The sequence below is a fragment of the Novosphingobium sp. BL-S-34 genome (assembly GCF_056857015.1).
On the sequence record NZ_CM166473.1, the window covers coordinates 1,779,928 to 1,805,959 of the forward strand.

Genomic DNA, 26,032 nt, shown 5'->3' on the forward strand with positions numbered 1-26,032 from the left:
GCAGGGAAGACCGGCCCGATGGGCGGGCAGCCGGGCGGCAGGGCAGGCGGCCGGGCGGGATCGGTCTCGCTGCGGCTCCGGCTGGGCATCGCCATGCTCGGCCCGCTGGCGATCGCTGCGCTGGCGCTGGGCCTGTTCGGCTGGGCGCTGATCTCCGACGTCGTGCGCCGCACCAACGACCGCGTGCTCGGCGGCGCATTGGGCGCCATTGCCGAGACGGTCGAAGTGGAGCGCGGCGAAGTGACGCTGGACCTGCCGCCCGCCGCCTTCGGCATGCTGGAGAACGCCGAGCGCGACAATGTCTACTACCGCATCGCCGTGGGCCGCGAACTGCTGACCGGCTATGCCGACCTGCCCGCGCCGGATATCGCCACGCTCTCCACCGAGGAACCGCGCTTCCGCTACGCCGAATATCGCGGCCAGCGCATCCGCATCGGCGAAGTGCGGCGCGACCTGCCGCGCGTCGCCGGCCCGGTGGTGGTGCAGGTGGCCGAGACGCTCGACAACCGGAACGCCCTGCGCCGCCGGTTGATGACGGCGCTCCTGGTCGGCGAAATGGTGCTGGTCGGCGTGGCGCTGGCGCTGATCCGCCCGGCGCTGGGCTGGAGCCTGCGCCCGCTGGCCGAACTGCGCGCCGCCATCGAGGCCCGCGACACCCGCGCCGCGCCCGACCTCTCGCCCTTGCAGACCGGCCCCCTGCCCGCCGAACTGCAACCCCTCTCGCGCTCGTTCGACCGCCTGCTGACCCGGCTCGACGATGCGACCACGGCCACGCGCCGCTTCACCGCCGATGCCTCGCACCAGATGCGCACGCCGCTTTCGGTGCTGAAACTCCAGGTCGCGCTGGCCCGGCGCGGCTCCGACGATGCCCTGCGCGAGATCGACGAGGCGACCGACCGGCTGGAGCGCCTGCTCACCCAGTTGCTCACCCTCGCCCGCGCGGACGAGGCCGGCACCCTGCCGCCGCTGGAACAGGTCGACCTGGTGGAAGTGAGCCGCCGGACGATTTCGCGCCGCATCCGCCAGGCCATCGAGGCCGATGTCGAACTCCTGCTCGACGATGAGCAAGACGCCGCCTTCCACGTCCAGGGCCATCGTTCGCTGGTCTACGAGATGCTGTCCAACCTCGTGGACAACGCCATCCGCTACAATCGGCCGGGCGGCAAAGTGACCATCGCCTTGCGGAAGGACGAAGCGAACGTGCACCTGATCGTCAGCGACGACGGCCCCGGCATCCCGGCCGAACTGCGCGCGCAGGCCATGTCGCGTTTCGCCCGCCTCCAGGGCGAGAACGGCCCTTCCGGCAGCGGCCTAGGGCTGGCCATCGTGCAGTCTTCCGCCGAGCGACTGGGCGCTGATCTCGCGCTGGAAGATGCCGCACCGGGCGTGCGCGTCATCGTCACCTTCCCCGCCTGAAACCCGCATCCCGCTGGACCGGCGGGACATTTTTTCGAAAATTCGCACGTCTCGTGTCGTGATTTCTGTTGCTAATACGTCTTAATAGCAGGAACGAGTCTTGCAACGAGGCCGCGGCGGATCCGCCCGGCTTCCCGAATTTCCCGGAAACGACCGATGACGACGATACGATGGATGCTGGCGGGCCTGGCCATGACCGCCGGGCCGCTCGATGCCGAAGCGCAGGACGCGGTGCACCGGCCGGATGGGGAGAGCCAGGCGCCCTTCGTGCCGACCGGGCCGGACCCCGTCTATCCCGCCGCCTTCTACGCCGCCTTCCAGCCCCAGACCGCGCTCGACATGCTGGAGCGCACGCCCGGCTTCCTGCTCTCCGAAGGCAGTGCGGTGCGCGGTTTCGGCGGGGCTGCGGGCAATGTCCTGATCGACGGGCAGCGCCCCACCGTCAAGGCAGGTGGCATTACCGAAGTGCTGCGGCGGATCGGCGCGCGGCAGGTAGACCGGATCGTCCTGCTGCGCGGCAGCGAGGCGGCCGAAGCGCAAGGCCAGCCGCTGGTGGCCAATGTGATCCGCAAGACCGATGCGGCGGGCTCGGGCAATGCCGTGCTGGAACTGGCACGCACCGAGGACGGACGGATCTCGCCCACGGCGCGGATCAGCCATGCCCGCCGCATCGGTGCGTGGCAGGCCAGCCTCGAACTCTCCGCCATCAACGAGCGCTACGTCACCGAGGCCGACTATCGCACCCGCGGCGCGGACGGCACGCTGCAGGAATCGCGCGCCGAGAGCATCCGGGCCAAGGCGCCCGAATATGGCCTGACCGCCTCGGCCTCGCGCCCGCTGGCCGGCGGCACGCTGACGCTCAACTTGCGGCTCAACCACGATGAATATGCCTCTCACCGCAAGATCGCCATTCGCGAAGGCGAGGACGGAAGCGGATCCTCCGGCGCCCCCTCGGCGGAACGCCTGATCGATTACGGAGAGACGTCCACCAGCGGCGAATTCGGCGCCGACTGGACACGGCCGCTCGGCGCGGACTGGAACACCAAGCTCGTCGGCCTGGCCCGGATCGAGCGCGCCTCGGTGGACGAGGATTACCGGCAGGGCACGTTCCGCAGCTTGTCCGAGCAGGACCAGAAGCCGCTGGAACTCGTCGCCCGCACCACCGTCTCGCGCGAAGGGAGCCACGCCCTGCGGCCGGAATTCGGCGCGGAACTGGCGTACAACCGCCTCGCCAGCCAGCTCGCTTACGGCGAGGACGCGGGCAGCGGCACGATGGTCCCGGTGGACCTGACCAATGCCGATACCCGCGTGACCGAACTGCGCGGCGAGGCTTTCGCCAATGCCAACTTGCGCCTTTCCGGGAACCTGGAAGCCGAAGCCGGTCTGGCCGTGGAATTCTCTCGCATCCGCGTCACCGGAGACAGCAACCAGAGCCAGAGCCTGTCCTACCTCAAGCCCTCCGGCGCGCTCGTCTGGTCGCCGGGCAAGTCCACGCAAGTGCGGCTAGGCTGGCGGCGGACGGTGGACCAGCTGGACTTCAGCGACTTCGCCGCCTCCGTGAACCAGGCGGACGGACGGCCGCTGGGCGGCAATGCCCGCCTGCGTCCGGCCCGGATCAGCCGCGCGCTGCTGCGCATCGATCACCGCTGGGGCAAGGGCGGCGCCATCGCGGTGGAGGCCTTCCACCAACGCCACCAGGGAATGCTCGGCTATATCCTGCTTCCCTCGGGCGACCAGGCGCTGGGCACTCTGGGCAATGCCCGCCAATGGGGCGCCACCGCGCAGGCCAGCCTGCCGCTGTCCGCGGTGCTTCCGGGCGCACGGCTGACACTGGACGGCACCTGGCGCAAGACGCGGCTGCGCGATCCGATCACCGGGCGGGACCGCCGCATCGACGACCTGGCCCCCCGTGCTCTCACTGCCGAATTCCGGCACGACCTGCCCCATCTGCGCAGTTCCTGGGGCGTGAGCTACACCGTGTCCGAACGCTACGACATCTACTATGTGGACGAACACCTCACCTCCAACAACGGCGAGGAATGGGGCGCCTATGTCGAGACCACGGCCCTGGCCGGCGTCAAGCTCTCGCTCAAGGCCAGCGCCATCGGCGGGGTGCACAGCAACCGCCTGCGCCGCTTCCACAGCCCGACCCGCGCCTACCCCCTTTCCGGCACCGATGCCCGCACGATGCGGGACGGCAGTGCGCTCACACTGGTGCTGTCGCGGGCGCTCTAGGATGGGCGCTCGAGGATTGACAGGCTGACGCCGCCCGCCTAGCTCGAACGCCATGACGAAGATGCCCGCCCTTGCAGGAAGCTATTACTACCGCTGATTGGCGGTGGGCACCTTGTCGTTCTCAACCGCTGCGTGACCAGCGGTTGAACTCTTCCCAGCAAGACCCACGGTTACGGAGCCCCATTCGAAGGCCCCCTGGTCGTGACAATCGTGGAATGCAGTCAGCCGCAGCATGGCCCCTCGCTGGGCATCATCGGATTCGGAGCCTTCGGGCAGCTTTCCGCGCGCTATCTCCTGCCCTATTTCCGCGTGCTCGCGGCCGATCCGCTGGTGACGGAATCGCCGCTTCCCGGGGTGGAGATGGCCGCGCTGGACCGCGTCTGCCGCTGCGACCTGGTGGTGATCGCCGTGCCGCTCTCCGCCCTGGCCGAAGTGTGCCGCGCCATCGCGCCGCTGCTGCGGCCCGGCACGGTGGTCATGGATGTCTGCTCCACCAAAGTGCAGCCCGCCGGGATCCTGCTGGCCGAACTGCCGCCCCACGTCGATCTCGTCGCGACTCATCCCATGTTCGGCCCGCAAAGCATTGCTGCGGGTACGCGCGGGCTGAAAGTGGTGATCTGCCCTCTGCGCGGGCGCTCGGCGCCGCGTATCGCGGCCTTCCTGCGGCTGCGCTTCGGACTGGCCGTGCTCATCGCCTCGCCCGAGGAACATGACCGCGAGGCCGCGCTGACACAGGGGCTGACGCACCTGATCGCCAAGGCGCTGCTGCGCATGGATCACCTGCCCGACCGCATCACCACGCGCAGCTTCGACCTGATCCGGCAGGCGGTGGACATGGTGCGCCACGATGCGCCCGGCGTCAGCCATGCCATCGAAAGCAACCCTTTCGCCCAAGGCGCGCGCAACCGGTTCTTCGCCGAAATGGAGGCCGTCCGCCGCGAACTGGCGCCGGAGGCCAACGATACCGGCGCCGCTGCCGGCGGCTAGGCCCCGGCGAGCCTTGCGCGGAGTTCCGCCTCGGTCAGGATTTCGATCCGCGCCCCGGCGCTGCGCAGTTCCTCGGCCTTGCGGTGCTGGGCATCGGCCGTCACCCAGCGCCCGTAAGGCTGGCGCGCGCTGATGACGAGCATGGTGGTGGTCGCGCCCACGGCAGTGAGCACGCGCCCGCCCGCCCCGGCCAGGAACTGCGCCAGCGCGCCGTCGCGCGGCTCGCCGAGGATGGCGATGCGCTGCCCCTTCAGCGGGCCCGCTTCCGCGGCGGCGGGCGCCTTGCCCTGCTTGCCCGGCCGCGCCATCCAGCCCTGCAGGTCGATGCCGGTCTCTTCCATGGCGCGCACGATCACCATGCCCGCCGCCCGCGCATCGCTGAGCGCGTCGTGATGCCGGTGCCGTATCCCGAGGTGGCGCGACAGCACGTTGAGGCGGTGGCTGGAAAGCTGCGGCCAGGCGCGCTTCGCCACGCGCACGCTGTCCAGCCAGGTGGTCTCGATCGCGGCCAGTTCGGCGATCCGGCAGGCGGCCGAGAGCGCGCCCTTGTCGAAGCCGGAGTGGGCCACGGTGATGCGGCCGGTCAGGTGGCCCGCGACGAGGCCATGGATGTCCCCGAAGGTGGGCTTGCCCGCGACATGCTCGGGCGAGATGCCGTGGATGCGGATGTTGAACGTGGAGAACTCGTCGCAGGGGTCGACGAGCGTTTCGTAGGCGAAGACTTCGCGGCCCTGGCGGAATCCGACGATGCCGATCTGGCAGATGCTGCTGACCCGCGCGCAAGCGGTCTCGACGTCGACCACCACGAAGTCGGGTTCGTCGGAAGCGGGGCCTGAGGCAGATGCGGGGAGCGGATTCGAGTCCGGGAACTTCATGCCGCGCCCTGTAGCAGCCGGAGCCTGCGAGCGCGAGGCCCCGGCAGGTGCGCTACCGCTCGCGCTGCTTGATCCAGCCGATCCCGCGGCGCAGCAGATCGTAGAACACCGGCAGGTCCCAGGCGCAGCGGTCCACCGTGGGCCACCAGTCCAGCATGGGCTGCAGGTCGTAATGGCCCCGGCAATGGCCGAGCGTGTTGTAGAGCACCGCGCCCTTGCCGTGCTGCTTGATGTACATGACCGGGTGCGTGCCGATGGCATCCGCCGCCTCGACGAAGCCGGTGCCTTCCTCTGTGCATTCGGTTTCGAGCAGGACGTGCAGGTCGCCGTGACGCTCCATGTGGTAGAGTTCGTCGGTCGTGTCGAAGGGCGCGATGCCCTGCACCAGCGGATGGCCGGGATCAGCCACCCTGACCGTGTAAGGCGCGATCGGCGGGTGGCTGACGAACTGGCTGCCCAGCAGGTCCATGAACAGCGGCGCCCAGCGCGGCGCGTCCCACAAGCCCGCATCAGGTCCGTCCGCCAGCAGGCGCAGCACCGAATTGGTGCCGTGAAGCGCATACCAGCGCCCGCCGGCGGAAAGCCAGTCGCGCAGCACCTCCTGCGCCGCCAGCGAGGGCGTGACGTCGCAGGTGTACGTGATCAGCACGTCGGCGGCGCGGATGGCGTCAAGGTTCTCGTAGTCCTCGAACACACGGGTGCGCACGGCGGGATCCTCGGCCAGCAGCTTGAGCAACTCCAGCCGGGCGAAGTCCATGTCGTGCCACACCCCGCCGCAGATCAGCACGCAGTCGATGCGCGGCGGGTGGCTTTCAGCAGTGTCGCTCATGGATTCAAGCTGCCCCGCCCGACTTCGAACCGCCCAGTTCGCCGCCGATATATTTCATCAGCGTGTCCTGGAACTGGCGGATGCGGATTTCCTGGTAATTGCCGAGGTTCACCTTGCCCGTCTTCGAGGCATGGAGCCCTTCCTGCACGTAAGGCAGGTTGTCCATGTCCTGCTCGAACACGTCACCCAGAATGCCGAGTTCGGGCGCCTCTGTCCATTTCTGGTCCAGCCGCAGCATCTTGAGCGGCGCACCGCGCGGGATCGGCTGGCCCTTGGGAATGCGCGCCAGCACGCGCACTTCCATCACGCAAGTGTCCGGCGTCTTTCCGGGCAGCCAGTTGTAGACGATGTTCGGCATATAGCCGCCCCAGGGCGCGAAATTGGGGAAGACGTTGTAGACCAGCGCGTCCAGCAGTTCGGCGTCGGTGGCATCGCCGTGGTCGTAGCCGGTGCTCTCGGTATAGGCCGCGCGCATCGCCGCACCCAGTGCCGCGCGGGCGGTGACGCCCTCGGGCACGCGGATCGCCATGGGATTGGCCGAAGCCTCGCCCTCGTAATTGTCGCCCGAGCGGCCGTTGTACTTGACGAATTCGTCGACGATCCACTGCTCGCCCTGACCCTGCTCGATATGCGGGCTCATCACGCCGAAGGGCACGAGGTTGACGTTCACATTGTCCCCCCAGGTCCAGTAGGCGGCATTGGAATCGCCGGTGAACGGCAGGAGTTGCGGGTGGGTGACGATGGTGTGCCAGGCCTCCATGAAGGCTTCCATCACCACTTTCCAGTTGGCCGGCACTTCCTTGGCCACGCGCATGACGCTGGCGCATTCCTCATGCCGCCAGCGCTTGAAATGCTCGGGGAGCGGCGCGAGGAATTCCTCCAGGCTCGGCCCGCCCTTTTCCTCTCGGATGAAGACATAGCCTGCCCAGCGCCCCACTTCGGCCTCGGGTAGGTCGAGGTTCTGTTCAGCCAGATGCGGGAAATCCCACTGGCAGGGCATCGAATGGAAGCTGGCGTCCTTGTTCCAGGCAAAGCCGTGGAACGGGCAAACGAACTTGTCGGCATGGCCGTCCTCAGTCCGCAGCTTGCGGCCGCGATGGAGGCAGACATTGTGCATCGCCCGGATCGATCCATCGTCCTGCCGGCTGACGAGGTAGGACCGGCCCGCGTTCTCGTAGACGATGAAGTCGCCCGTTTCGGGCAGGTCTTCCTCGCGCGCCACGAACTGCCAGACGTAGGGCCACATCCGCTCGCGTTCCAGGCGCGCGAAGTCTTCGCTGATGTAGCGCTCCGCCGGGATCGGGTCCGACCCGCGATAGCTATAGCTCTCCTGCGTCAGGATCGCGGGCGCTTGCCGCGAATCCTGCGCCATGAGTTCGGCCCAGCTGATGCCCTCGCTGCGGTCCTCTCCCAGATCTCGGCCCAATTCAAGGTCGCGTTCGGCCATGGCTCCAAGGTCTCCCAACCTGTTTCGTTTTTCCCTGTTTGGGGCATGTCTGGACCGGCGGGAAGGGGAAGTCACCTTGCTCTAATCATAGGTTGCCCCATCACGCAGATCCGCCATGTTCGAAAGCAACGAACAGCTGGGAGAATGCCGTGAAGCGGCTTGAAGGCAAGGTGGCCCTCGTCACCGGAGGCACATCCGGCATCGGCGCCGGGGCCGTGCAGCGGCTCTGCGCGGAAGGCGCGCGGGTCGTGTTCACCGGCTCCAACCGCAATGCCGCAGACGCGGTGTGCAGCCAGACCGGCGCCGAATTCGTTAGCCACAACGTACGCGACGGCGCCGCATGGGATGCGCTCTCCGCGCGGATCGAGAACGATTACGGCCGCCTGGATTTCGCCTTCGCCAATGCCGGCACCGAACACGGCGACGGCAGCGTGGAGGACATCTCGCTGGAAGGGTGGGAGAACGTCATCGGCGTCAACCAGACCGGCGCCATGCTCACCGTGCAGCATGCGATGCGGCTGATGGCCAAAAACCCGGATGGGCCGACCGGGTCGATCCTCGTCAATTCCTCGATGAACGCGCACCGGGCGATGGGCAATTTCGTGGCCTATTCGGTGTCGAAGGCGGCGGTGGTCGCGCTGGTGAAGTCGGCGGCGGTCCACGCGGGCAATCGCAAGTACGGCATCCGCGTCAATGCGATCCTGCCCGGCGTGGTGGAGACGGCGCTGATCCGCAACCTGATCGAGACTTCGGGCGATCCGGCGACCACCCGCGCCGCTTACGAGGGCCTGTCCCCTTTCGGCCGCATGGCGCGCGTCGAAGAGATCGCCGGGCTGGTCGCGTGGTTCGCCTCGGACGAATCGCAGTTCGTCTCGGGCAGCGAATACGTGATCGACGGGGCAACCACGGCAGGGATGATGGGCGTATGAGCGATCTGGGTTCGCAGCGGCTCAAAGGCCGCGTGGCGCTAGTTTCGGGCGGGCTTCGCGGCATCGGCCTCGCCTGCGTGGAGCGTTTTCTGGCCGAGGGCGCGGAAGTCGTGCTTACCGACCTTGAGGCGCAGGACAGCGCGCTGGTGGGCGAAACGCTGGGCCGGCTGGGACAGGCCGCCAGCTATGTGCAGGCCGATGTCACCAGCGAGGAGGATTGGACCGCCGTGCTCGATGCCGTCACCCGGCGCCACGGCAAGCTGCATATCCTGGTCAACAACGCCGGGATCGACCTCACCGGCCCGGTCGCCGAAACCTCGCTGGAGGGCTGGCGCCGGATCATGAGCATCAATGTCGACGGCGTGTTCCTGGGCGTGCGCACCTTCGTGCCGCTGATGGCCGCAAGCGGCGCGGACGTGGCGGGCGGCGCCTCGATCATAAATGTCAGCTCGATCATGGGCCTCGTCGGCATGAGCGAGGTTTCCGGCTACAACGCCAGCAAGGGCGCGGTGCGGCTGTTCACCAAGTCCATCGCGCTGGAATTCGCCGAGAAGAAGATGCCGATCCGCGCCAATTCGCTGCATCCCGGCTTCGTGATGACGCCCTTGCTCAAGGAAGGCTTCCAGCGCTGGGTCGACAAGGGCGTCGCCGAAAAGCCGCAGGATCTGGTGGACCTGATGTCGAGCAAGACGCCGATGGGCCGTCTGGCCGATCCTTCCGAACTGGCGAGCGCGGTGTTCTTCCTCGCCTCTGCGGACAGTTCCTACATGACCGGCGCGGAGCTGGTCATCGACGGCGGCTGGACCGCGCAGTGACCCTTCCGGAAACTCTCCTCCCTTCGTCATTGCGAGGAGGCGAAGCCGACGAAGCAATCCAGGGCGGCGCCATTGCGCTCCGGGTTGCCGCGGCCCTTCGGGCCTCGCAATGACGAAAGGCGAGGGAAGGACCAACGAAATGACAGCCTTCTGGAGAAACCTACGATGACCGCACCCTCACCCGGCGCCCTTCCCGACACCATTGCCGTCGTCACAGGCGCGGCAGGCGGCATCGGCCGCGAGATCGTCAAGGCCCTGAAGGCCGCCGGCGCCACCGTGATCGCCACCGATCTGAAGGACGGGGCCGAAGTCGAAGGCGCCGACCACTACCTGAAGCACGACGTCACCAGCGAGGGCGACTGGCGCGCGGTGGAGGCGCTGGTTCGCGAAAGCTACGGCCGGCTCGACGTGTTGGTGAACAACGCCGGCCTTTCGATCGTCACCAGGTTCGAGGAGACCCCGCTCTCCGAATTCCACCGGATCAACGCGATCAACGTCGATTCCGCGATCATCGGCACGCAAGTCCTGCTCGATCTGCTCAAGGAAGGCGGCAAGGCGCGCAAGGGCGGGGCCTCGGTGGTGAACTTCTCCAGCGTCGGCGGCCTGCGCGGTGCGGCGTTCAACGCGGCCTATTGCGTCAGCAAGGCGGCGATCAAGATGCTGTCCAAGTGCCTCGGCGCCGAATTCGCGGCGCTCAAGTACAATATCCGCGTCAATTCCGTGCACCCCGGCGGCATCGAGACACCGATGCTGGCCTCGATCATGGACCGCTATGTCGAACTCGGCGCCTCGCCCTCGCGCGAGGCTTCACTGGCGGCGATGAACACCACCCATCCCATCGGCCGCCTCGGCAGGCCGGAGGAAATGGCCGGCGGCGTGGTCTTCCTCGCCAGCGAGGCATCCAGTTTCATGACCTGCGACGAACTCGTGATGGACGGAGGGTTCAGCCAGGTCTGACCGAAGGCCCTTCCGGAGAGATCCCATGACACCCAGCTCCCCCGCCCCGCTTCCCGGCATCCTCGGCATCCATCACATCGGGGTCTCGGTGCCCGATCTCGGCAAGGCGCGCGAATTCTACCTGGGCATCCTCGGCGCGGTCGAAGAAGTGGAGCCCCTGCACTGGGCCGACAATCCCTTCATCGACGAGATCGTTGGCTTGCGGGGCAGCGCGGCGGAGCAGTTCTTCTGCCGCCTCGGCAATGTGCAGATCGAGGTCTTCCAATATAGCGCGCCGAAGCAGCAGCCGCAGGACCCGCGCCGCGGCGTCAACGAATATGGCTATACCCATATCGCCTTGCAGGTGCAGGACCTTGCCGCCGTCCACGCGCGTATTGTCGCGGCCGGCCTTCCCGTGCACGCCCCGCCGGAACTGGCCACCATCACCACCGATGCCGACGGCAGCCGGCACGGCTACGCAGGAACGTATTGCCGCGACTTCTTCGGCAACGTCTTCGAAATCCTGGAAATCCACGAGACACCGGCCATCCGCCCGATCTGAAAGGACTCATCATGCGCATCATCGTGGCCGGAACCCTTCGCTTTGCGGGCGACGGCGCGCTCTGCGGCGAGATCATCCGCGGCGGCGCCGCCCATATCGCCTCCAGCCGCGAGGAACAGGGCTGCACGGCCTACAACTGGGCGGTCGATCCGCTCGATCCCGGCCTGATCCACGTCTACGAGGAATGGGAGAGCGAACGCGCCCTGCTCGGCCACTTCGCGCACAGCTCCTATGCCGCCATGCGCGACCATCTCGGCCGCTACGAGCTTACGGGCTTTGCGGTGCAGATCTACGCAGCCACAGGCGTAGAGCCGGTCTACGACGAGGATGGCTGGCCGCGCAGGGAGATTTTCGGCGTCACGCTCCAGGACTCGGTCGACTGACCGCCCGCTGGCGGCAAGCCGGCCGGGGCTATCCCTCGACCGGCACCGCGCCTTCCGGCGGTATCAGGAAATCCATCGTATAGCGCGTGGCCTTCCAGCCCGCCGCCGTGCGCACGACATCGAAGTAATAGCGCCCGTGGACAGTGATCCCGCCACCGGCCGCGTACCGGCCCATGCCGGTGACATAGGCGCGGATCGAGGCCCGGTCGCCTTCGTAGGCGGTGATCGCGAAGTTGCTGAGGTAATGCGCGTGCGCGGCCATCGCCGCGAACGTATCGCGGAAGAACCCGCCGATCGCCCCGTGCCCCTCCAGAGCCGGAAAACCGATGCCCGACAGGTCGAACACCGCATCCTCCTCGAAGACGGCGAGAATGCCGTCGATGTCGTGGAGGCTGTCCACCGCATGGGCATAGGCGATGAGCAGATCCTGGATCGCCAGCCTGTCCTCGATCGGGCATGCTTCGATGAGACGGGGCGCCGCCGGGCTCACCCCTGCACCATGTCATTGAGCAGTTCGTGGAAGCGCTGCACGCGCTTTTCCTGGCCCGGCAGGATGCAGCCCTTGAAGCCGCGCGAATTGAGGCCCTGCTGCTGGCTGGTGCCGATCGAGAGGTCCTGATCCGCCACGAAGCCCACCGAAACGCCGTCGCCATAGACCGAATGGCGCGCCACCGCGTCATGCCGCAGCGGCACGGTGCCGAGCGGAGTCTCCACCTCGCGCATGCCTTCCACCGGCGGATAGAGGCACCAGTGCTGGAACACGCACTTCTCGGGATCGGTGGGATGCGGCTCCGTACGCAGGACCTGGAGCTGTTCGGGGCTCATGGTCAGCGTCAGGTTGGGGAACAGCGTGCAGTGGAAATAGTCCACCAGCTGCTGGTCGCTCATCCTATCGTAGTTGGTGAAGCCCCGGCCCGGCCCCAGCCGCCGCTTCGCCTCGATTACGGCGGCGCGCAAGTCGCCGGTGTGGCCGGCGTAGGCCTCCGGGTCGATACCCCAGGCCCGCGCGATCTGGTCGAGCGGGGCGGGGACTTCGGTGGTGTGGTAATCGACGCGGGTGGTGGCCTGATGGCCCTTCATCCACATCGAGTTGTGGCCCGATGGGTACATCTCGAACAGTGTGTCCGGCAGCCCGTCGTTGATGAAAGTCGCCAGTTCCGGGTGAATGGTCGGCAGGTGGTAGCTCTCGTTGAAATTGTCCCGGATGATCTTCCAGTTGAACTCGCAATCGGCCGAGAGGTTGAGCACGCGCACCCAGTTCTCGATGCCGTAGCCGGCCAGACGCTCGGGGAACGGCGCCAGCCATTCGTGCAGCGGGGCGACGTCGTCGTCCATGCACCAGAACACGAACGGGCCCCAGGTCTCGCAGCGCAGTTCGGACAAATGGACTTTTCCGCAGGGGCTGCCGCCCTCGAAATCGTCCGGATCCTGCACCTTGATGAGCGTGCCGTCCAAGTCATAGGTCCAGTTGTGGTAGCCGCAGGTGATGCGCGGCACGCTGGTCACATCGGCCAGGATCAGCCGGTTTCCGCGATGGGGGCAGGAATTGTAGAAGGCGCGGACGGAATCGTCCTCCTGCCGCACCATGATGACGGATTCCTTGGCGAAATTGTGCCGGATCACGTCGCCCGGCTCCTCCAGATCGGCCAGCACGCCGCCCAGGTGCCAGACCTTGGGCCAGAGGTTCTTCATCTCGCCTGCCATCCACTCCTTGGAGATATAGCGGTCGGCAGTGATGGTATCGCCGCGCACCGGCGGATCGAATTCCTGCGAATAGCGGGAAACCTTGCTCTGGAGGTTCATGAACCTGCTCCTGCCTGTCGGGCCTGGGTGTAACTGGGATCCGCGCCGTGGCGCCCGCCGCGAACGGCGCCGGGATTGGCGGCGAAGAAATCGAGCGAGCCGGGGTCGTCCTTGACCCAGTCGGTCACGAGCAGGCGCGAGGTGATGCGCCATTCGCCGTCCCGGCAGGCATATTCGTCCAGATAGCGCCCGGCGATGAAGAGGTCGCGCACCCCGCCTGCCTCGTCGCGCACGCCGTGCCAGGCCTGGAAATAGGCCTCTCCCGTTGCGCTCTCGCCCGATATCTCGATGCGGTGCTGGCCCAGCAGGTGATGCGTCGCTTCCATCGTGCCGAGCAGATCCTGGCAGAAGGCCACGAATTCGTCCGCCGGCCCTTTCATCAGCCCGCAGTCGATCATGGCGTCATCGTGGAAGGCCTGGCGCTGGAGCGCCGCGTCGAGCCGGTCCAGCCCGCGCATGTAGCGGTGTGCCGCCTCGGCAATGTCGCGCCTTGCGGCAAGGTCGCGCACTTCCGCCGCAATATCGTAGGCTGTCGCCAGTTGCGCCTCGGTCATGGTCTGCCTTCCTCTCCGCCCCCGCATGCCTTCGCGGCATGTCTGGATGGCCCGATGAGCCGTCCAAAACCGACTCAACTGCCGGTTTTATGGTATGAGGCGGCCCAGTCCCTCACCTGCGACTAAGGCTAGGTGGCGTTCGCATGTCCAGAGGGGCAGCAACGTGAGGCAGCAATGAGGGCCAAGGAGAGGCCATGAACAGCGAAACCCTTCAGGACCGCATCCTCAGCGCCCTGGCCCCGGAAATCCATGCCGAACCGCCCGTCAAATGGCAGCAACGCAAGAGCGCGCGGATGCGCGAGCGGCTGGTTTCGGCGGCGATCGACTGCCTGGTCGAACACGGCTATCCCGGCCTCGCCACGGCCGCCGTCGCGGCGCGCTGCGACGTTTCGCGCGGGGCCATGCACCACCACTTTCCTTCGCGGCTGGCGCTGGTCGGCGCCGTGCTCGACCACGCCGTCTACCACCGCATGCGCAGCTTCCTGGACGATTATCTCGACTTGCTGTCCCGCCGCGCCGGCGAACCGAAGATCGAGCTGGCCTGCGAGGCGCACTGGCGCTCCGTGCAGACGCGCGAATATGCCGCCTGGCTGGAACTGACCGTGGCGGCGCGGACGAACGCAGAACTGGCAGCCATCTTCGATCCCGTCGCCCGCCGCTACGACGAGATCTGGATGGGCGAGATGATCGAGGCTTTCCCGCAGTGGCGCGACGACTGGGACAATCTCAAGCTGGCGCACGATTTCACCAGCGCCATGCACATGGGCATGCTGCTGCACCGGCCGATCTTCGGCAGCGGCGAACGACTGGCCCGCCTGCACCGCTTCGCCGCCCGCACCATGCAGGACCTCAACGAGCATCGCGAGCCGGTCAAGGCGGAGAAAGGTCCGTTTTCGTAAAATCTTACAGCAAGTGTGCATTGAATGACGCGCTGCGGACCGGCATGAAGAAGCGGTCATGGCAGAGGGGAATTCGATGCGCACGTTTCTGGCCGGTCGTTTCGCGCGTGTGGTTCCGATAGGGGCCGTGCCGATCCTGGCCCTCTGCCTCATGCCACTGCCGCTGGCGGCGCAGGAAACGGCTCAGGCGCCTGCCCCCACGGACCCCGCCACGCCCAATGCACCCACGGCGCAGGGCGATCTCTCGGTCACGATCTACAACAACGATGTCGCCCTGGTGCAGGACGTGCGCCAGCTCAGCCTCGCCAGCGGCCACGTGCGGCAGAACTTCCCCGATGTCAGCGCCCGCATCCGGCCCGAGACGGTCTCGCTTACCGTGGCCGATGCCGCCATCGTGGAGCAGAATTTCGACTTCGACCTGCTCACCCCGTCCAGCCTCATGGAAAAGGCACAGGGAGAAACGATCGCTCTCATCCGCACCAATCCCGCCACCGGCGCCGAAACCCGCGAAAAGGCGAAAGTCCTGGCGGTAAACGGCGGCGTGGTGCTGGACGTCGGCGGTCATGTCGAAGTGCTGCGGGACGATGGTCTGCCGGTGCGCGCCGTGTTCGACCGCGTGCCCGAATCGCTCCGTGCCCGCCCCACGCTGTCCGTCACGCTCGCCAGCACGCGGTCGGGCACGCGGCCGGCAACGCTCTCCTATCTCAGCGGCGGCCTGGGCTGGAGCGCGGACTATGTCGCCCTGTTCGACGACAAGAGCGGGAAAGTGGACGTGCAGGGCTGGGTCACCCTGACCAACACCAGCGGCACCACGTTCAACAACGCGCGCACTCTGCTGGTGGCCGGCGAAGTGGGCAATACGAACGATCGCAACAGCTACATGCCCCAGCCCCGCCGCATGACCCGCGTGCAGCCCGGCACCGAAAGTGCCGAGCGCGAGCAGCTGGGCGATTTCTATCTCTATCCCCTGGCAGAGCGCACCACCATTGCCGACAAGCAGACCAAGCAGGTCAGCTTCCTTGACGCGAAGGGCGTGGCGGCCAGCGCCGGATACCGGTTCGAGAACGGCTGGCTGGGTAGCGCGAACGAGAGCCGCAGCGCCCAGAGCGTGCTGCGCTTCGCCAATTCCGGCGCCGCCGGCCTGGGAGACGCGCTGCCCGCCGGCACGGTGCGCGTCTATGTGCGCGACGCGCGCGGCCAGCCGCAGTTCACCGGCGAGAACAGCATCGATCACACCCCGCAGGGATCGACGATCTCCCTGCCCACCGGCGACGCTTTCGACGTGAAAGTGCAGCCCACCGTGGTCGCCCGCACCAAGCTGGGCGACCAGCGCTGGCGCACCCAGATGCGCTACCGCCTGACCAATGCGCGGGGCCGGCCGGCCACCGTCGAACTGGTCCAGAGCGGCCTGGACTGGACGGATACGCGCGTGACCGAGGAAAACCGCAAGAGCGAGCGCCGCGATGCAGGCTCCACGGTCTGGCAGGTGCCGGTCCCCGCCAATGGAGAGGCGGTCGTCACCGCCACGTTCGACACGCGCTACTGATGTTCCGGCGGCTCTGCCTGGCGGTCCTGCTGCCTGCGTCGCTTGCGACGCCTGCGCTGGAAGCACAGGATCGGGTGCAGGACAGCGCCCCGGCGCCGCGCGCCGCGCCGCAGCGCGCCCGGCCGGACATCACCGTCACCTCGCCCAGGCCGGACCGGGTTTCGCTGACCGTCTACCGCGCGCCGAACGGAGGGGGATCTCTGAACCTGCGTAACCTCGACGGGTTCGCCATGGTGACGGAAACGCGCAAGGTCCGCCTGCCGCGCGGCCGAGCGGTGCTGCGCTTCGAAGGCGTGGCGGAGGGCGTGATCCCGGTCAGCGCCGTGATCGAGGGCCTGCCCGGTGGCACGATCGAGAAGAACCGCGACGCCCGCCTGCTCTCGCCCGCCTCGCTGGTGGACGGCACGCTGGGGCGACAGGTCACGCTGACGCGCACGGACAAGGCCACTGGCCGCCCGGTGAGCGAGGATGCCACCATCGTTGCAGGGCCTCAGCCCGGTGTCGTGCTCCAGACGAAGGCGGGGATCGAGACGCTGCGCTGTTCGGGACTGCCCGAACAGCTGCATTACGACGGTGTGCCGGCCGGCCTTTCGAGCAAGCCGGTGCTGAGCGTGACCACCGAAAGCCCGGCCGCGCGCACGGTCACCGTGCGCCTCAGCTACATCGCCTCAGGCTTCGACTGGCGCGCCAGCTATGTCGCGACCCAGGCCGCGGACGGTCGCTCGCTGGATCTCTTCGCCTGGCTGACGCTGGCCAACGGCAACGGACAGGCTTTCGCCGATGCCGAAGTGAACGCCGTCGCCGGGCGCCTCAACCGGGTCTACACGCCCTCCTTGCGCGCCGCGGTCTCGGCACTGCGCCTCGTCTGCTATCCCCTGGGCACCACCACTTCCGACTTGCGCCGGATCGTCCCGCAGGCCGAGGAAATCTTCGTCACGGCCATGCGCGCCGGAGCGCCGCCCCCGCCCCTCATGGCAGCACCTGCGCCGCCGCCCCCACCGCCGCCGCCTCCCCCGCCGCCACCGGAAGACTTGGGCGATCTCAAGCTCTACCGTGTGCCCGAACGCGTCACCGTCTCCCCGCGCGGACAGAAGCAGGTGGCCCTGCTCACCCGCAGCGCCGTTCCTTTCGAGCGACGCTACCGGCGCGCGGTCTATCCGGGGCAGAGGCTGGACAATGCGCCGAGCGCCATGGTCCTGGTGCTGCGCAACAAGAGTGATGCGGGGCTGGGCCTTGCCCTTCCCGCCGGCAGCACCGCGCTCTATGCGCAGGCGCCCGGAACCGGCACGCAACTGCTCGGCCTGGGTTCGCTCACTGACCGCGCCGAAGGCGAAACCTTCCGCCTTTCCGCCGGAACCAGCACGCAAGTGCTGGTCTCGCAGCGCCAAACCTCGCCAAAGGGCGCCGTGCTCAGCTTGACCAACGCCAATCCCTTCCCCGTCGCGGTCGATGTGCCGATCGGTTCCGCCGGGCAGGACATTACCGCAGAAGGGCAGGCTCTCCAACGGATCGACGGCGTGGCGACCTGGTCGCTTACCCTGCCCCCGCGCGGCACCGCCGAATTGCGCTACGGTTTCTGAACCCGCCTAAGGTTGTCGTCGTCCGGCACCGCTGGCGAACTTGAGGCGAACAAGGCGCCCCGCCGAGAGAGAATCCGTTTCCGGTCGTGGTCCCGAACCAGGCCCTTGCAGACCGCTCTCTCCTACCCGGCAGCGGGCGGCTCGGTCTCACCCAGGTGGATGGCCAGCCAGATCGTCGGATCGGCGGTATAGGTGACGCGGTGCGCCGTGCCTGCCGGGATCAACAGTGCCTCGCCCATGCCCAGCCTGCACGGCCCCGTGCCGTCCAGATCCAGTTCCGCCGCGCCGGAGAGAACCAGGACCCATTCGTCCCAGTCCTGCACATAGGGCTGGTCGGCCGGGGTGACGTGGCCATGGGATTCTATCCGCTCGATGCGGACACCCGGCCGGCGCAGCAGATCGTCGAAACGCTCCCCCTCATCCGCGCCGGACAGGATCGGCAGGAGTTTCAGCACGTCCGTCATCGTCTTTCCCCGACCTGATCGCCCAACTGTTCACCTTGCTAGCCCGTCCTGCCTGTCTGCGGGGCCTAGATCACCTTCGCCGCGCCGACAATCCTGCCCCGGCCGGAGCATGCCGGATCGGGCGGGCCGACCATTCCGCATGACCCTGTCTTCACGGGCGCAATTCCATGTACGCGGCTGATTGTGCGTGATACCGTCTCCTCCGGCCCGACATTTCGGCCATGGTGGAGGATCGTCATGAAGGCATTGCTCGCCCTGGTTTCGATCGCGTCCCTTGCGGCCCCGGCTGGCCCGCCAGCGACGAACTGGCCCGCCGCCGCCCGTCTCATTGATGCGCAGGGCACTGCATGAGCGGCCCGCAGGCAAAGACGGCCCGGCATCGGCAAGACAGGCCGGATAACGGTTCACCGAAACCCAAAACATGAAAGGGGAAAGCAGCGGCATGACGGTTTCCAAGGAAGCGATCCTGGGTGTCATTGCGGAAGAGTCCGGGCTCGATCCCGCTGCCTTGCGGCCTGACGCCACGTTCGAACAGCTCGACATAGGCTCGCTCGACGTCGCCAGCACGCTCTTCATCATCGAGGACAAGTTCGGCGTGGAAGTCGATCCCGACAAGCTCGATCCCCATTCCACCATCGCCGATTTCGTGGACCTCGTGATGCGACTGGCCCCTTCGTGAGCCGCAAGGTCGTCCTGACCGGCTTCGGCTGCGTCAGCGGCCTGGGCATCGGCCTGGCGCAGACCTGGCGTAACCTGGCCGCAGGCGAAGGGGCGATCCGGCCCTGGCGGCGCGAGGCGCCCGAAGGCCATCCTGCCTGGCGGATCGACGGCCCCGCCGCCCGTGTCGACGCCGAGGCCTGCCGCATGGCCCTGGAACAGGCGGTGGGCGACAAGGACGACCTCCGGCCGCTGGGGCAGCTCGATCCCCTGTCGCTCCACGCGCTGACGGCCGGGCTGGAGGCGGTAGAGGCCGCCGGGCTGCGCGGCCATCCCTCGCTGGCGCGGCGCACGGCCATCCTGATCGGCTGCGGCAGCGGCGGCAATGCGACGATGGACCAGGCCTACGAGCGCCTCTACGCCCGCAACCTGGCGAAAGTTCATCCGCAGACGATCCCTGCTTCGATGATCTCGGCCCCCGCCAGCCACCTGGCCATGGTGCTGGGCGTTCACGGGCCGACGTTCGTGATCGCCAGCGCCTGTGCCTCTTCCGCCCATGCCCTGGGAGAGGCGATGCACATGATCCGTTCCGGCCGCGCGGACGTGGCCATCGCCGGGGGCAGCGAGGCCTGCCTCACGCTCGGCTCGTGGACGGCGTGGAGCGCAGTGGGAGTGATGGCGGACGATACCTGCCGGCCCTTCTCGAAAGACCGCAAGGGCATGGTGCTGGGCGAAGGCGCAGCCGTGGTGGTGCTGGAAAGCGAAGATCATGCCCGGGCGCGGGGCGCGAACATCCTGGGCGAACTGGCAGGCTACGGCACCAGCAGCGACGCCGCCGACATGACCGCGCCGGACCGCGAAGGCATAGAAACCGCGATCCGCGCCGCGCACGAGGACGCCGGGATCGCTCCGGAAGTGCCCGCGCTGATCTCCACGCACGGAACCGGCACGCGGCTGAACGACCCCGTGGAAGCCGCGGCGATCCGGGCGATCTACGGCCGCTCCCTGGAAGCAAGCACGGTGATCGCCACCAAGTCCGCCCACGGCCACCTGATCGGCGCGACGGCGGCGATGGAATTCGTCATCGGCATGGAGGCCCTCTCGCGCGGGGCTGCGCCGCCGGTGCTCAACCATCTCGGCACCGCCCCGGATTGCGATTTGCCGCTGGCCCTTGCCGAAGCCTCGCCCGGTGCCGTACCGATAGACCACCGGGTGCTGGTCTCGAACAGCTTCGCCTTCGGCGGCCTCAACGCCGTGCTGATCGGCCGGCTCCCGTCATGACCGCAACCGCCCATATCAACGCCATCGGCACCGCCGTCCCGCCCCACCAGGTCCACGACGCCTTCGTCGCCTTCGTGCGCTCGGCCCTTCGGGAGCCGGCGCATTTGCGCCTGTTCGACCGCATGGTGTCGCGGTCGGGGATCGACAGGCGATTCTCGTTCATCGAACCGGAAGTGCTGCCCGACGGGCAGCTCACCGACCGGGAACGTTTCTACGGCCTTGGCGACTGGCCTTCCACGGCCGAGCGCATGGCCCGCTACGAACGAGACGCCCCGGCGCTGGCGCTCCAAGCGGTGCGGGCGCTCAGCCCCGACATCGCCGCCGAGGGGATCACGCATCTCGTCATGGCATCCTGCACCGGCTTCGTCGCGCCGGGGCTGGACCAGCTGCTGGTGGCGCAGACCGGCATCGATCCCGCCGTCGAACGCACCGTGGTCGGGTTCATGGGGTGCTATGCCGCGGTGAACGCCCTGCGGCTGGCGCATCATATCGTGCGCTCCGAACCGGAAGCCCGGGTGCTGGTGGTGAACCTGGAGCTGTGCACGATCCATTTCCAGCGCACGCAGGACCTCGAAAAGCTGCTGTCCATGCTGCTGTTCGGAGACGGCGCGGCAGCGGCGCTGGTCACCGCCGAACCCAGGGGCGTGGCGCTCACCGATTTCCGTTCCGCCGCGATGGCCGGCTCGGCCGAGGCGATCACCTGGCGCATCGGCGACCAGGGCTTCGACATGCACCTCGATGGGCGCGTGCCCAGTTTCATCGCCAATGCCCTGCGCGCCGAGCGCAGCCGCAACGACGATCAGGGAATCTTCCGGGATTTGGCGCCGGAAGACTACGACCTCTGGGCGGTCCATGCCGGTGGCCGCACGATCCTGGACGCGGTGGAACGCGCGCTGGAGCTGCCCCCCGCAGCGCTCGGCCCTTCGCGCGACGTGCTGCGGCGCTATGGCAACATGTCCTCGGCCACGCTGATGTTCGTGCTGGCAGCGATGATCGAGAGCCATGCGGGCGCGGCGCCGCAGGATGAGGGCGACTTCGGCAAAGCAAAGGCCAACGGCAACGGCAAGGGCATCGCCATGGCCTTCGGCCCCGGACTCGCGGCCGAGAGCTTCCGGTTCAGAATGGTCCCCCGCTAGCCATGCGCGGCCTTCGCCATCGCTCCCACGAGGCGGAATGGATGGATGGCGAAGCCGTGACCGCGCAGGAATTCGCCGCCTGCATCGAGGACCTGGCCCAGGTCAACACCGTCACCCTGGCGCGCCCGCCGACCCTGGCCTTCCTGGACCGTGCTTTCGCCGCCACGCCGCCCGCCCGCACGCTGACCGTGGTGGATGTGGGCTACGGCGCGGGCGACATGCTGCGCGCGCTGGCGCGGCACGGGCGGAAACGGGGGCGTTCGCTGCGGCTGATCGGCTTCGACATCAACCCCCGCAGCGAACCCGTGGCCCGCCGCCTGACGCCGCCCGATCTCGCCATCGACTTCCGCACCGGGGACGCTTTCGCCATGGCGGCGGACGAGCCGGTGGATCTGGTGGTGAGTTCGCTCGTCACGCACCACATGGACGACGCCGGGATCGCGGCATTCCTGCAATGGATGGAGCGCAAGGCCGCGCTCGGCTGGTTCGTCAACGACCTGCACCGGCACTGGTTCGCCTATCACGGCTTCTCGCTGCTGGCGGGGGCGGTGCGCTGGCATCCTTTCGTCCGCCACGACGGGCCGCTCTCCATCGCCCGCGCCTTTCGCCGCGAGGACTGGGCCCTGCTGCTGGCCGCCGCGGGGCTGGAGGATCGCGCCCAGGTCCATTGGCGCTTCCCGTTCCGCTACTGCGTGGAGCGGCGCAAATGGTAGGCCCGGACGATCCGGCCGGATCGGACGTCGCCGTGCTGGGCGGCGGCCCCGCGGGTGCCTCGGCCGCCTTGCGGCTGGCGCGGGCAGGGGCGCGCGTCCAGCTGTTCGAGCGCCAGGCCGGGCCGCACCACAAGGTCTGCGGCGAATTCCTTTCGGTGGAAGCCCAGCGTGACTTGCGCGACATGGCCTTCGAGCCGCTTCGGTTGGGCGCCGTGGCGATCGACCGGGTGCGGCTGGTCAACGGGCGCAGCAGCGCGGAATCGCGCCTGCCCTTCACCGGGCTCGGGGTGAGCCGGCTGCTCCTCGACGAGGCCCTGCTGGAAGCCGCGGAAGCGGCCGGGGCCGAAGTGCGGCGCGGGGTGAAAGTGATCGGCCTGGACGCGGCGGGCATGGACACCAGCGCGGGCCGGTTCGATGCGCCGGCGCGGTTCCTCGCCACCGGCAAGCACGATATTCGCGGTGCCGGAAGGGAGCCCGCCGGTGGCGGCAGCTCCGGCTATGTGGGCTTCAAGATGCACTGGCGCATCACGCCCGAGCAGGACGCCGCGCTGGGCAATGCCGTGGAACTGGTGTTCGTCGAGGGCGGCTATCTGGGGCTGCAGCGCGTGGCCGCGCGGGTGATGAACTTCTGCGTGCTGGTCCGCAAGGACCGCTTCGGCGGTTCCTGGAGCGTGCTGCTGGCCGAACTCGGGCGCGACGAGCATGTCGCGCGGCGGCTCGACGGCGCCAGCGAACTGTTCGAGCGGCCCTGCTCGATCGCCGGCCTGCCTTACGGCTATGTCCACCGCCCCTCGGAAGATCGCGACGGCCTGTTCCGGTTGGGCGACCAGGCCGTGCTCACCGCGCCGCTCACCGGGGACGGCATGGCCATCGCCTTGCGCAGCGCGGCCCTGGCGGTGGAGGCATGGCTCGGCGGGCTTTCTTCCGCCGATTATACCCGCCGCCTGCGCCGCGAAGTGGCGCCGCAAGTCCGCAAGGCCATGGCGCTCCACCGGGTGACAGGCCTGCCCATCGCGGCGCGGCTGGCCTCGGGCCTGCTCGGGCTATGGCCGCCGCTGCTCGGCCGTCTCGCCGCGGCGACCCGGCTGCGGGAGAGCGCCTCGCGTTGAGGCGCTCCCGTTACGTCGCCACAGCGCCCTGATCGAATGGAGAGGTCAGCCCGCCGCCGCCCTTTGATAGGCTTGCGCGCAAGAGGATGATAACGGCTGGTGGGCGCTGGGAAAATCGCCCCGTGAAAGGATCTGTCGATGGCGAACGTGGCAATCACCGGGGCGGGGCGCGGCATCGCGCTGGAACTCGTCAAACTGCACCTGGCGAAGGGCGACCGTGTCTTCGCCCTGCTGCGCGATCCCGATGGTGCGGACGCACTTCGCGGCGTTGCCGCAGGCTCGGGCGGGAAAGTGACGCTTCACGCCATGGACGTGGCCGACGATGCCTCGGTAAAGGCAGGCGCGGCCGATACTGGCGATGCCGCGATCGATGTGCTCTACAATGTCGCGGGCGTTTCCGGCAGCACCGATTCCGAGCTGGAGAGCGCCGATTTCGCTGACTGGCTGGATGTGTTCAACGTCAACGTCAATGGCCCGATGCGGGTGTTCCAGGCCTTCCTGCCGCGCCTCGGATCCGGCGCGAAAGTAGTGAGCTTCGGCAGCCAGGTCGGCGCCTCGACCTGGCCCTATCCGGGCTACGAGGCCTATTCCGCCTCCAAGGCCGCCCTGCACCGGCTGATGGTTTCGGTGGCCCTGGGCACCAAAGACCGCGGCATCATCGCGATCAGCGTGCACCCCGGCTGGGTCCAGACCGACATGGGCGGCCCCGCCGCCGAACTCACCCCGCTGGAAAGCGCGCAGGGCATCGCCGCCCTGGCGCAGCGGCTGACACCGGAAATGTCCGGCGGGTTCTACAAGTGGAACGGCGAAACCCACGCCTGGTAACCGGGAGAACCGTGCAATGGCCTTTACCGGACCGCTGGAAGACCGCATCCTGATCCGCGAACTGCTGGACACATATGCCCACGGCGTGATGACGCGCGATGCCGAAACCTGGGGCGGAACTTGGGCGGAGGACGCCTATTGGGCGCTTCCCGAGTTCCCGGACCTGGGCGGCTATTCGGGCAAGGCGGCCATTGTCGCGGCCTGGGTGGAATCGATGAAACGCTATGGGCTGGGCGGCGGCGAGCGAGCGATGATCTATGTCGCCCACCCGGGCGAGATTCGCGTCGCGGGCGATGCCGCGACCGCGATCTCCTATACCTCGGAAATCTTCGAAGACCCCGCTTCCGGCAAGACCCTGCGCCTGCGCGGCCGCTATGCCGACGAGTTGGCGCGGATCGAGGGATCCTGGCGCTTCACGCGCCGCGAATATACTACGATGGACGCGCGGGAGGATTGAAACGGCGGCTGAACGGCAGATACCTTCCGACATGCGAATCCTTCAGGGCTCCTGCCTCTGCGGCGCTTGCACGTACGAGGTGGAGGACGACTTCGAATATGCGCTGATCTGCCACTGCTCGCAGTGCCGCCGGGCGACGGGAGCAGGGTCCAAGCCTTTCGCCGGCATTCGGGCAGAGCGGCTGCGCGTCCACGCGCCCGAGCGGCTTCTGCGCTATGGCGAGAGTGGCGAGGAAGAGCGGGGCAGCCATGACGGCCACTGCGCGCGCTGCGGATCGCTGCTGTTCTCCCTCGTTCGCGAACAGCGATATGTCCATGTGACGCTGGGCACTTTGCTGGACAGCCCGACCATCCGGCCCAGCGCACATATCTTCGCCGGTTCCAAGGCCGACTGGGACCCGATCTGCGACGGCCTGCCGATGTTCGACGCTTTTCCTCCCGACTAGGGATCGAGGGCCGACACCGACTCGCTTACGCTGAAAGCCCGGATCCGCTCGCGGTCGAACAGGCGCGCCTCGTCCTCGGCGATCATCGCCAGGGTCTCGGGCTCGGCCAGGGCGGCGAAGCAGGCATCGCGCGCAGCTTCGTCGGGAAAGTCGATCTCCATCACCACGTCGGCATCGCAAGGCTGGTCCACGCCGTCGAGCGGGGCGAGGTAGCGGCGCACGTAGCGCGTGGCATGGCCGGCCAGCACGCGTTCGCCGATGCGGCGGTGGTGGCTTTCGTAATAGGTGCGGAATTGCTCCCGGCTCATGCCCTCGCGGCGCTTGAGCAGGGTGATGACGGTGACGGTCATGCCAGCCTGTCCAACCAGCCGCGCGTGGCATCGAGCACGGCCCTGGCGCGCAAGGCCGGATGGCTGAACGCCTCGCGCAGCGCGGCCGAGCGCAGTTCGATGGAGAGCGGCACGTCCGCCGGCAGCGCTTCCAGCAGCGCCGCCAGGGGCAGAGCGCCTTCCCCGCATTGCTCGCGAAAGTCCACGGCATCGGCGATCACGGCGGCAAAATCGCCGGGATCTGGCCGCGTCGCCCGGGCGTCGCAGAACTGGGCATAAGGCAACAGCGCCGGATCGATCGCGGCCACTTCGGCCGCCGTCGTGCCCGAGCGGTCGACATGGATCGGATCGACCAGCACCGCCGCCAGCGGATGATCCACGCGCCCGATCACCGCGAGCGCCTGCTTCAAGTTCCGGACCTCGGTAAAGATGCCGAACTCCAGCGCCACGCGCATCCCGGAACCTTCGGCATGGCGGCACAGTGCGGAGAGCTTCGCCGCCGCGGCGCCGTGGTCGGGATCGGAGGAAACGCAGAGCACGTTCCCAGCGCCCAGCTCCGCGCCCACATCGATCACGCGGCGATGATCGTCCAGCGCGGAGTCCGGCTTGATCCACACCACTTCCACGTCGAGCACCGGCATCCCGGTGCGCGCCAGCGCCGCACGGGCCTCGCGGGTGTGCCGTGCGGTCCATGTCTCGGGGTCTATCCAGAGACCGACGGCGTCGAACCCCGTCGCCGCACCGGCCTCCACCACGTCGACCGCGCCGAATTCGGGCAGCACGCCCGAGGCGAGCGAGAGCTTGCGCGCCATCTGTCCCG

General features: G+C 68.0%; 28 protein-coding genes. 19 read left to right on the top strand and 9 right to left on the bottom strand.

The genetic code is table 11. The features are described from left to right. Positions 1 to 18: 18 nt before the first annotated feature. The 3 genes from AC1VV3_RS21635 (at position 19) to AC1VV3_RS21645 (ending at position 4,638) form a co-directional block, all read left to right on the top strand. Positions 19 to 1,416: a sensor histidine kinase gene (locus tag AC1VV3_RS21635; RefSeq protein ID WP_482962455.1), complete on the top strand. Its 1,398-nt coding sequence runs from the start codon at positions 19 to 21 to the stop codon at positions 1,414 to 1,416. A 156-nt stretch (positions 1,417 to 1,572) separates the two neighbouring features. Further along, complete coding sequence (locus AC1VV3_RS21640) at positions 1,573 to 3,651, top strand: TonB-dependent receptor plug domain-containing protein (RefSeq protein ID WP_134093422.1); 2,079 nt, start codon at positions 1,573 to 1,575, stop codon at positions 3,649 to 3,651. Positions 3,652 to 3,852: 201 nt separating this feature from the next. Then, complete coding sequence (locus AC1VV3_RS21645; RefSeq protein ID WP_442045323.1) at positions 3,853 to 4,638, top strand: prephenate dehydrogenase/arogenate dehydrogenase family protein; 786 nt, start codon at positions 3,853 to 3,855, stop codon at positions 4,636 to 4,638. Here AC1VV3_RS21645 and AC1VV3_RS21650 read toward each other — a convergent pair. The 3 genes from AC1VV3_RS21650 to AC1VV3_RS21660 are packed head-to-tail and all read right to left on the bottom strand — an operon-like array spanning position 4,635 to position 7,789. After that, entirely contained in the window at positions 4,635 to 5,513 is an 879-nt protein-coding gene (locus AC1VV3_RS21650) for an exonuclease domain-containing protein (protein WP_482962456.1), read from the bottom strand. The two genes, AC1VV3_RS21645 and AC1VV3_RS21650, sit on opposite strands and share 4 nt — an antisense overlap. A 52-nt stretch (positions 5,514 to 5,565) precedes the next feature. Beyond that, on the bottom strand, positions 5,566 to 6,342 hold the full coding sequence (locus tag AC1VV3_RS21655) for a ThuA domain-containing protein (RefSeq protein ID WP_482962457.1): 777 nt from the start codon (positions 6,340 to 6,342) through the stop codon (positions 5,566 to 5,568). A gap of 4 nt (positions 6,343 to 6,346) precedes the next feature. Continuing rightward, the gene (locus tag AC1VV3_RS21660) at positions 6,347 to 7,789 is read right to left on the bottom strand and encodes an aromatic ring-hydroxylating oxygenase subunit alpha (protein ID WP_134093420.1); all 1,443 of its coding nucleotides are present in this window, start codon (positions 7,787 to 7,789) and stop codon (positions 6,347 to 6,349) included. Positions 7,790 to 7,938: 149 nt separating this feature from the next. Between AC1VV3_RS21660 and AC1VV3_RS21665 the strand changes: the two genes are divergently transcribed. From AC1VV3_RS21665 to AC1VV3_RS21685, 5 genes are all read left to right on the top strand, one after another. Then, the gene (locus AC1VV3_RS21665) at positions 7,939 to 8,718 is read left to right on the top strand and encodes an SDR family NAD(P)-dependent oxidoreductase (protein ID WP_431568887.1); all 780 of its coding nucleotides are present in this window, start codon (positions 7,939 to 7,941) and stop codon (positions 8,716 to 8,718) included. Next, the gene (locus AC1VV3_RS21670) at positions 8,715 to 9,533 is read left to right on the top strand and encodes a glucose 1-dehydrogenase (RefSeq protein ID WP_482962458.1); all 819 of its coding nucleotides are present in this window, start codon (positions 8,715 to 8,717) and stop codon (positions 9,531 to 9,533) included. The genes AC1VV3_RS21665 and AC1VV3_RS21670 overlap by 4 nt, the downstream gene beginning before the upstream one ends. A gap of 165 nt (positions 9,534 to 9,698) precedes the next feature. Next, the gene (locus AC1VV3_RS21675) at positions 9,699 to 10,490 is read left to right on the top strand and encodes an SDR family NAD(P)-dependent oxidoreductase (protein ID WP_482962459.1); all 792 of its coding nucleotides are present in this window, start codon (positions 9,699 to 9,701) and stop codon (positions 10,488 to 10,490) included. Between the two features lie 25 nt (positions 10,491 to 10,515). Then, on the top strand, positions 10,516 to 11,031 hold the full coding sequence (locus AC1VV3_RS21680; protein WP_482962460.1) for a VOC family protein: 516 nt from the start codon (positions 10,516 to 10,518) through the stop codon (positions 11,029 to 11,031). A gap of 11 nt (positions 11,032 to 11,042) precedes the next feature. Next, entirely contained in the window at positions 11,043 to 11,414 is a 372-nt protein-coding gene (locus tag AC1VV3_RS21685; protein ID WP_132267540.1) for a putative quinol monooxygenase, read from the top strand. 28 nt (positions 11,415 to 11,442) lie between these two features. Here AC1VV3_RS21685 and AC1VV3_RS21690 read toward each other — a convergent pair whose 3' ends face one another. Genes AC1VV3_RS21690 through AC1VV3_RS21700 form a run of 3 tightly spaced genes read right to left on the bottom strand, consistent with a single transcriptional unit; the run spans position 11,443 to position 13,771 of the window. Beyond that, the gene (locus AC1VV3_RS21690; RefSeq protein WP_482962461.1) at positions 11,443 to 11,904 is read right to left on the bottom strand and encodes a nuclear transport factor 2 family protein; all 462 of its coding nucleotides are present in this window, start codon (positions 11,902 to 11,904) and stop codon (positions 11,443 to 11,445) included. Next, the gene (locus AC1VV3_RS21695) at positions 11,901 to 13,217 is read right to left on the bottom strand and encodes an aromatic ring-hydroxylating oxygenase subunit alpha (protein ID WP_132267541.1); all 1,317 of its coding nucleotides are present in this window, start codon (positions 13,215 to 13,217) and stop codon (positions 11,901 to 11,903) included. The genes AC1VV3_RS21690 and AC1VV3_RS21695 overlap by 4 nt, the downstream gene beginning before the upstream one ends. Continuing rightward, complete coding sequence (locus tag AC1VV3_RS21700) at positions 13,214 to 13,771, bottom strand: nuclear transport factor 2 family protein (RefSeq protein WP_132267543.1); 558 nt, start codon at positions 13,769 to 13,771, stop codon at positions 13,214 to 13,216. The genes AC1VV3_RS21695 and AC1VV3_RS21700 overlap by 4 nt, the downstream gene beginning before the upstream one ends. 194 nt (positions 13,772 to 13,965) lie before the next feature. Here AC1VV3_RS21700 and AC1VV3_RS21705 point away from each other — a divergent pair, with 194 nt between their 5' ends. The 3 genes from AC1VV3_RS21705 (at position 13,966) to AC1VV3_RS21715 (ending at position 17,796) form a co-directional block, all read left to right on the top strand. Further along, on the top strand, positions 13,966 to 14,670 hold the full coding sequence (locus tag AC1VV3_RS21705) for a TetR/AcrR family transcriptional regulator (protein WP_132267545.1): 705 nt from the start codon (positions 13,966 to 13,968) through the stop codon (positions 14,668 to 14,670). Positions 14,671 to 14,821: 151 nt separating this feature from the next. Beyond that, positions 14,822 to 16,216 (top strand): DUF4139 domain-containing protein, encoded by a 1,395-nt coding sequence (locus tag AC1VV3_RS21710; protein ID WP_482963174.1) that lies wholly within the window; start codon positions 14,822 to 14,824, stop codon positions 16,214 to 16,216. Beyond that, entirely contained in the window at positions 16,216 to 17,796 is a 1,581-nt protein-coding gene (locus tag AC1VV3_RS21715) for a DUF4139 domain-containing protein (RefSeq protein WP_482962462.1), read from the top strand. The genes AC1VV3_RS21710 and AC1VV3_RS21715 overlap by 1 nt, the downstream gene beginning before the upstream one ends. A 122-nt stretch (positions 17,797 to 17,918) precedes the next feature. Here the strand turns inward: AC1VV3_RS21715 and AC1VV3_RS21720 are convergent, their stop codons facing one another. Beyond that, a complete protein-coding gene (locus AC1VV3_RS21720) occupies positions 17,919 to 18,260 on the bottom strand; it encodes a cupin domain-containing protein (RefSeq protein WP_314467263.1) in 342 nt (113 codons plus the stop codon). A 442-nt stretch (positions 18,261 to 18,702) separates the two neighbouring features. Between AC1VV3_RS21720 and AC1VV3_RS21725 the strand changes: the two genes are divergently transcribed. The 8 genes from AC1VV3_RS21725 (at position 18,703) to AC1VV3_RS21760 (ending at position 24,883) form a co-directional block, all read left to right on the top strand. Continuing rightward, the gene (locus tag AC1VV3_RS21725; protein WP_132267549.1) at positions 18,703 to 18,939 is read left to right on the top strand and encodes an acyl carrier protein; all 237 of its coding nucleotides are present in this window, start codon (positions 18,703 to 18,705) and stop codon (positions 18,937 to 18,939) included. Then, on the top strand, positions 18,936 to 20,198 hold the full coding sequence (locus tag AC1VV3_RS21730; protein WP_482962463.1) for a beta-ketoacyl-[acyl-carrier-protein] synthase family protein: 1,263 nt from the start codon (positions 18,936 to 18,938) through the stop codon (positions 20,196 to 20,198). The genes AC1VV3_RS21725 and AC1VV3_RS21730 overlap by 4 nt, the downstream gene beginning before the upstream one ends. After that, the gene (locus AC1VV3_RS21735) at positions 20,195 to 21,334 is read left to right on the top strand and encodes a type III polyketide synthase (protein ID WP_482962464.1); all 1,140 of its coding nucleotides are present in this window, start codon (positions 20,195 to 20,197) and stop codon (positions 21,332 to 21,334) included. The genes AC1VV3_RS21730 and AC1VV3_RS21735 overlap by 4 nt, the downstream gene beginning before the upstream one ends. A gap of 2 nt (positions 21,335 to 21,336) precedes the next feature. Further along, positions 21,337 to 22,047, top strand: a complete 711-nt coding sequence (locus AC1VV3_RS21740) for a methyltransferase domain-containing protein (protein ID WP_482962465.1) — start codon at positions 21,337 to 21,339, stop codon at positions 22,045 to 22,047. Then, positions 22,041 to 23,156 (top strand): NAD(P)/FAD-dependent oxidoreductase, encoded by a 1,116-nt coding sequence (locus AC1VV3_RS21745; protein WP_482962466.1) that lies wholly within the window; start codon positions 22,041 to 22,043, stop codon positions 23,154 to 23,156. The genes AC1VV3_RS21740 and AC1VV3_RS21745 overlap by 7 nt, the downstream gene beginning before the upstream one ends. A gap of 138 nt (positions 23,157 to 23,294) precedes the next feature. Further along, the gene (locus AC1VV3_RS21750) at positions 23,295 to 23,981 is read left to right on the top strand and encodes an SDR family oxidoreductase (RefSeq protein ID WP_132267557.1); all 687 of its coding nucleotides are present in this window, start codon (positions 23,295 to 23,297) and stop codon (positions 23,979 to 23,981) included. Positions 23,982 to 23,997: 16 nt separating this feature from the next. Beyond that, positions 23,998 to 24,438, top strand: a complete 441-nt coding sequence (locus tag AC1VV3_RS21755) for a nuclear transport factor 2 family protein (RefSeq protein ID WP_442045340.1) — start codon at positions 23,998 to 24,000, stop codon at positions 24,436 to 24,438. A gap of 31 nt (positions 24,439 to 24,469) precedes the next feature. After that, positions 24,470 to 24,883 carry a GFA family protein gene (locus AC1VV3_RS21760; protein WP_482962467.1) on the top strand — a complete coding sequence of 138 codons (414 nt, stop codon included), beginning with the start codon at positions 24,470 to 24,472 and terminating at the stop codon, positions 24,881 to 24,883. Here the strand turns inward: AC1VV3_RS21760 and AC1VV3_RS21765 are convergent. Both AC1VV3_RS21765 and AC1VV3_RS21770 read right to left on the bottom strand, forming a co-directional pair. Next, a complete protein-coding gene (locus AC1VV3_RS21765; protein WP_482962468.1) occupies positions 24,880 to 25,233 on the bottom strand; it encodes an EthD domain-containing protein in 354 nt (117 codons plus the stop codon). The two genes, AC1VV3_RS21760 and AC1VV3_RS21765, sit on opposite strands and share 4 nt — an antisense overlap. Then, a complete protein-coding gene (locus AC1VV3_RS21770; RefSeq protein ID WP_482962469.1) occupies positions 25,230 to 26,024 on the bottom strand; it encodes a sugar phosphate isomerase/epimerase family protein in 795 nt (264 codons plus the stop codon). The genes AC1VV3_RS21765 and AC1VV3_RS21770 overlap by 4 nt, the downstream gene beginning before the upstream one ends. Between the last annotated feature and the right edge of the window lie 8 nt (positions 26,025 to 26,032).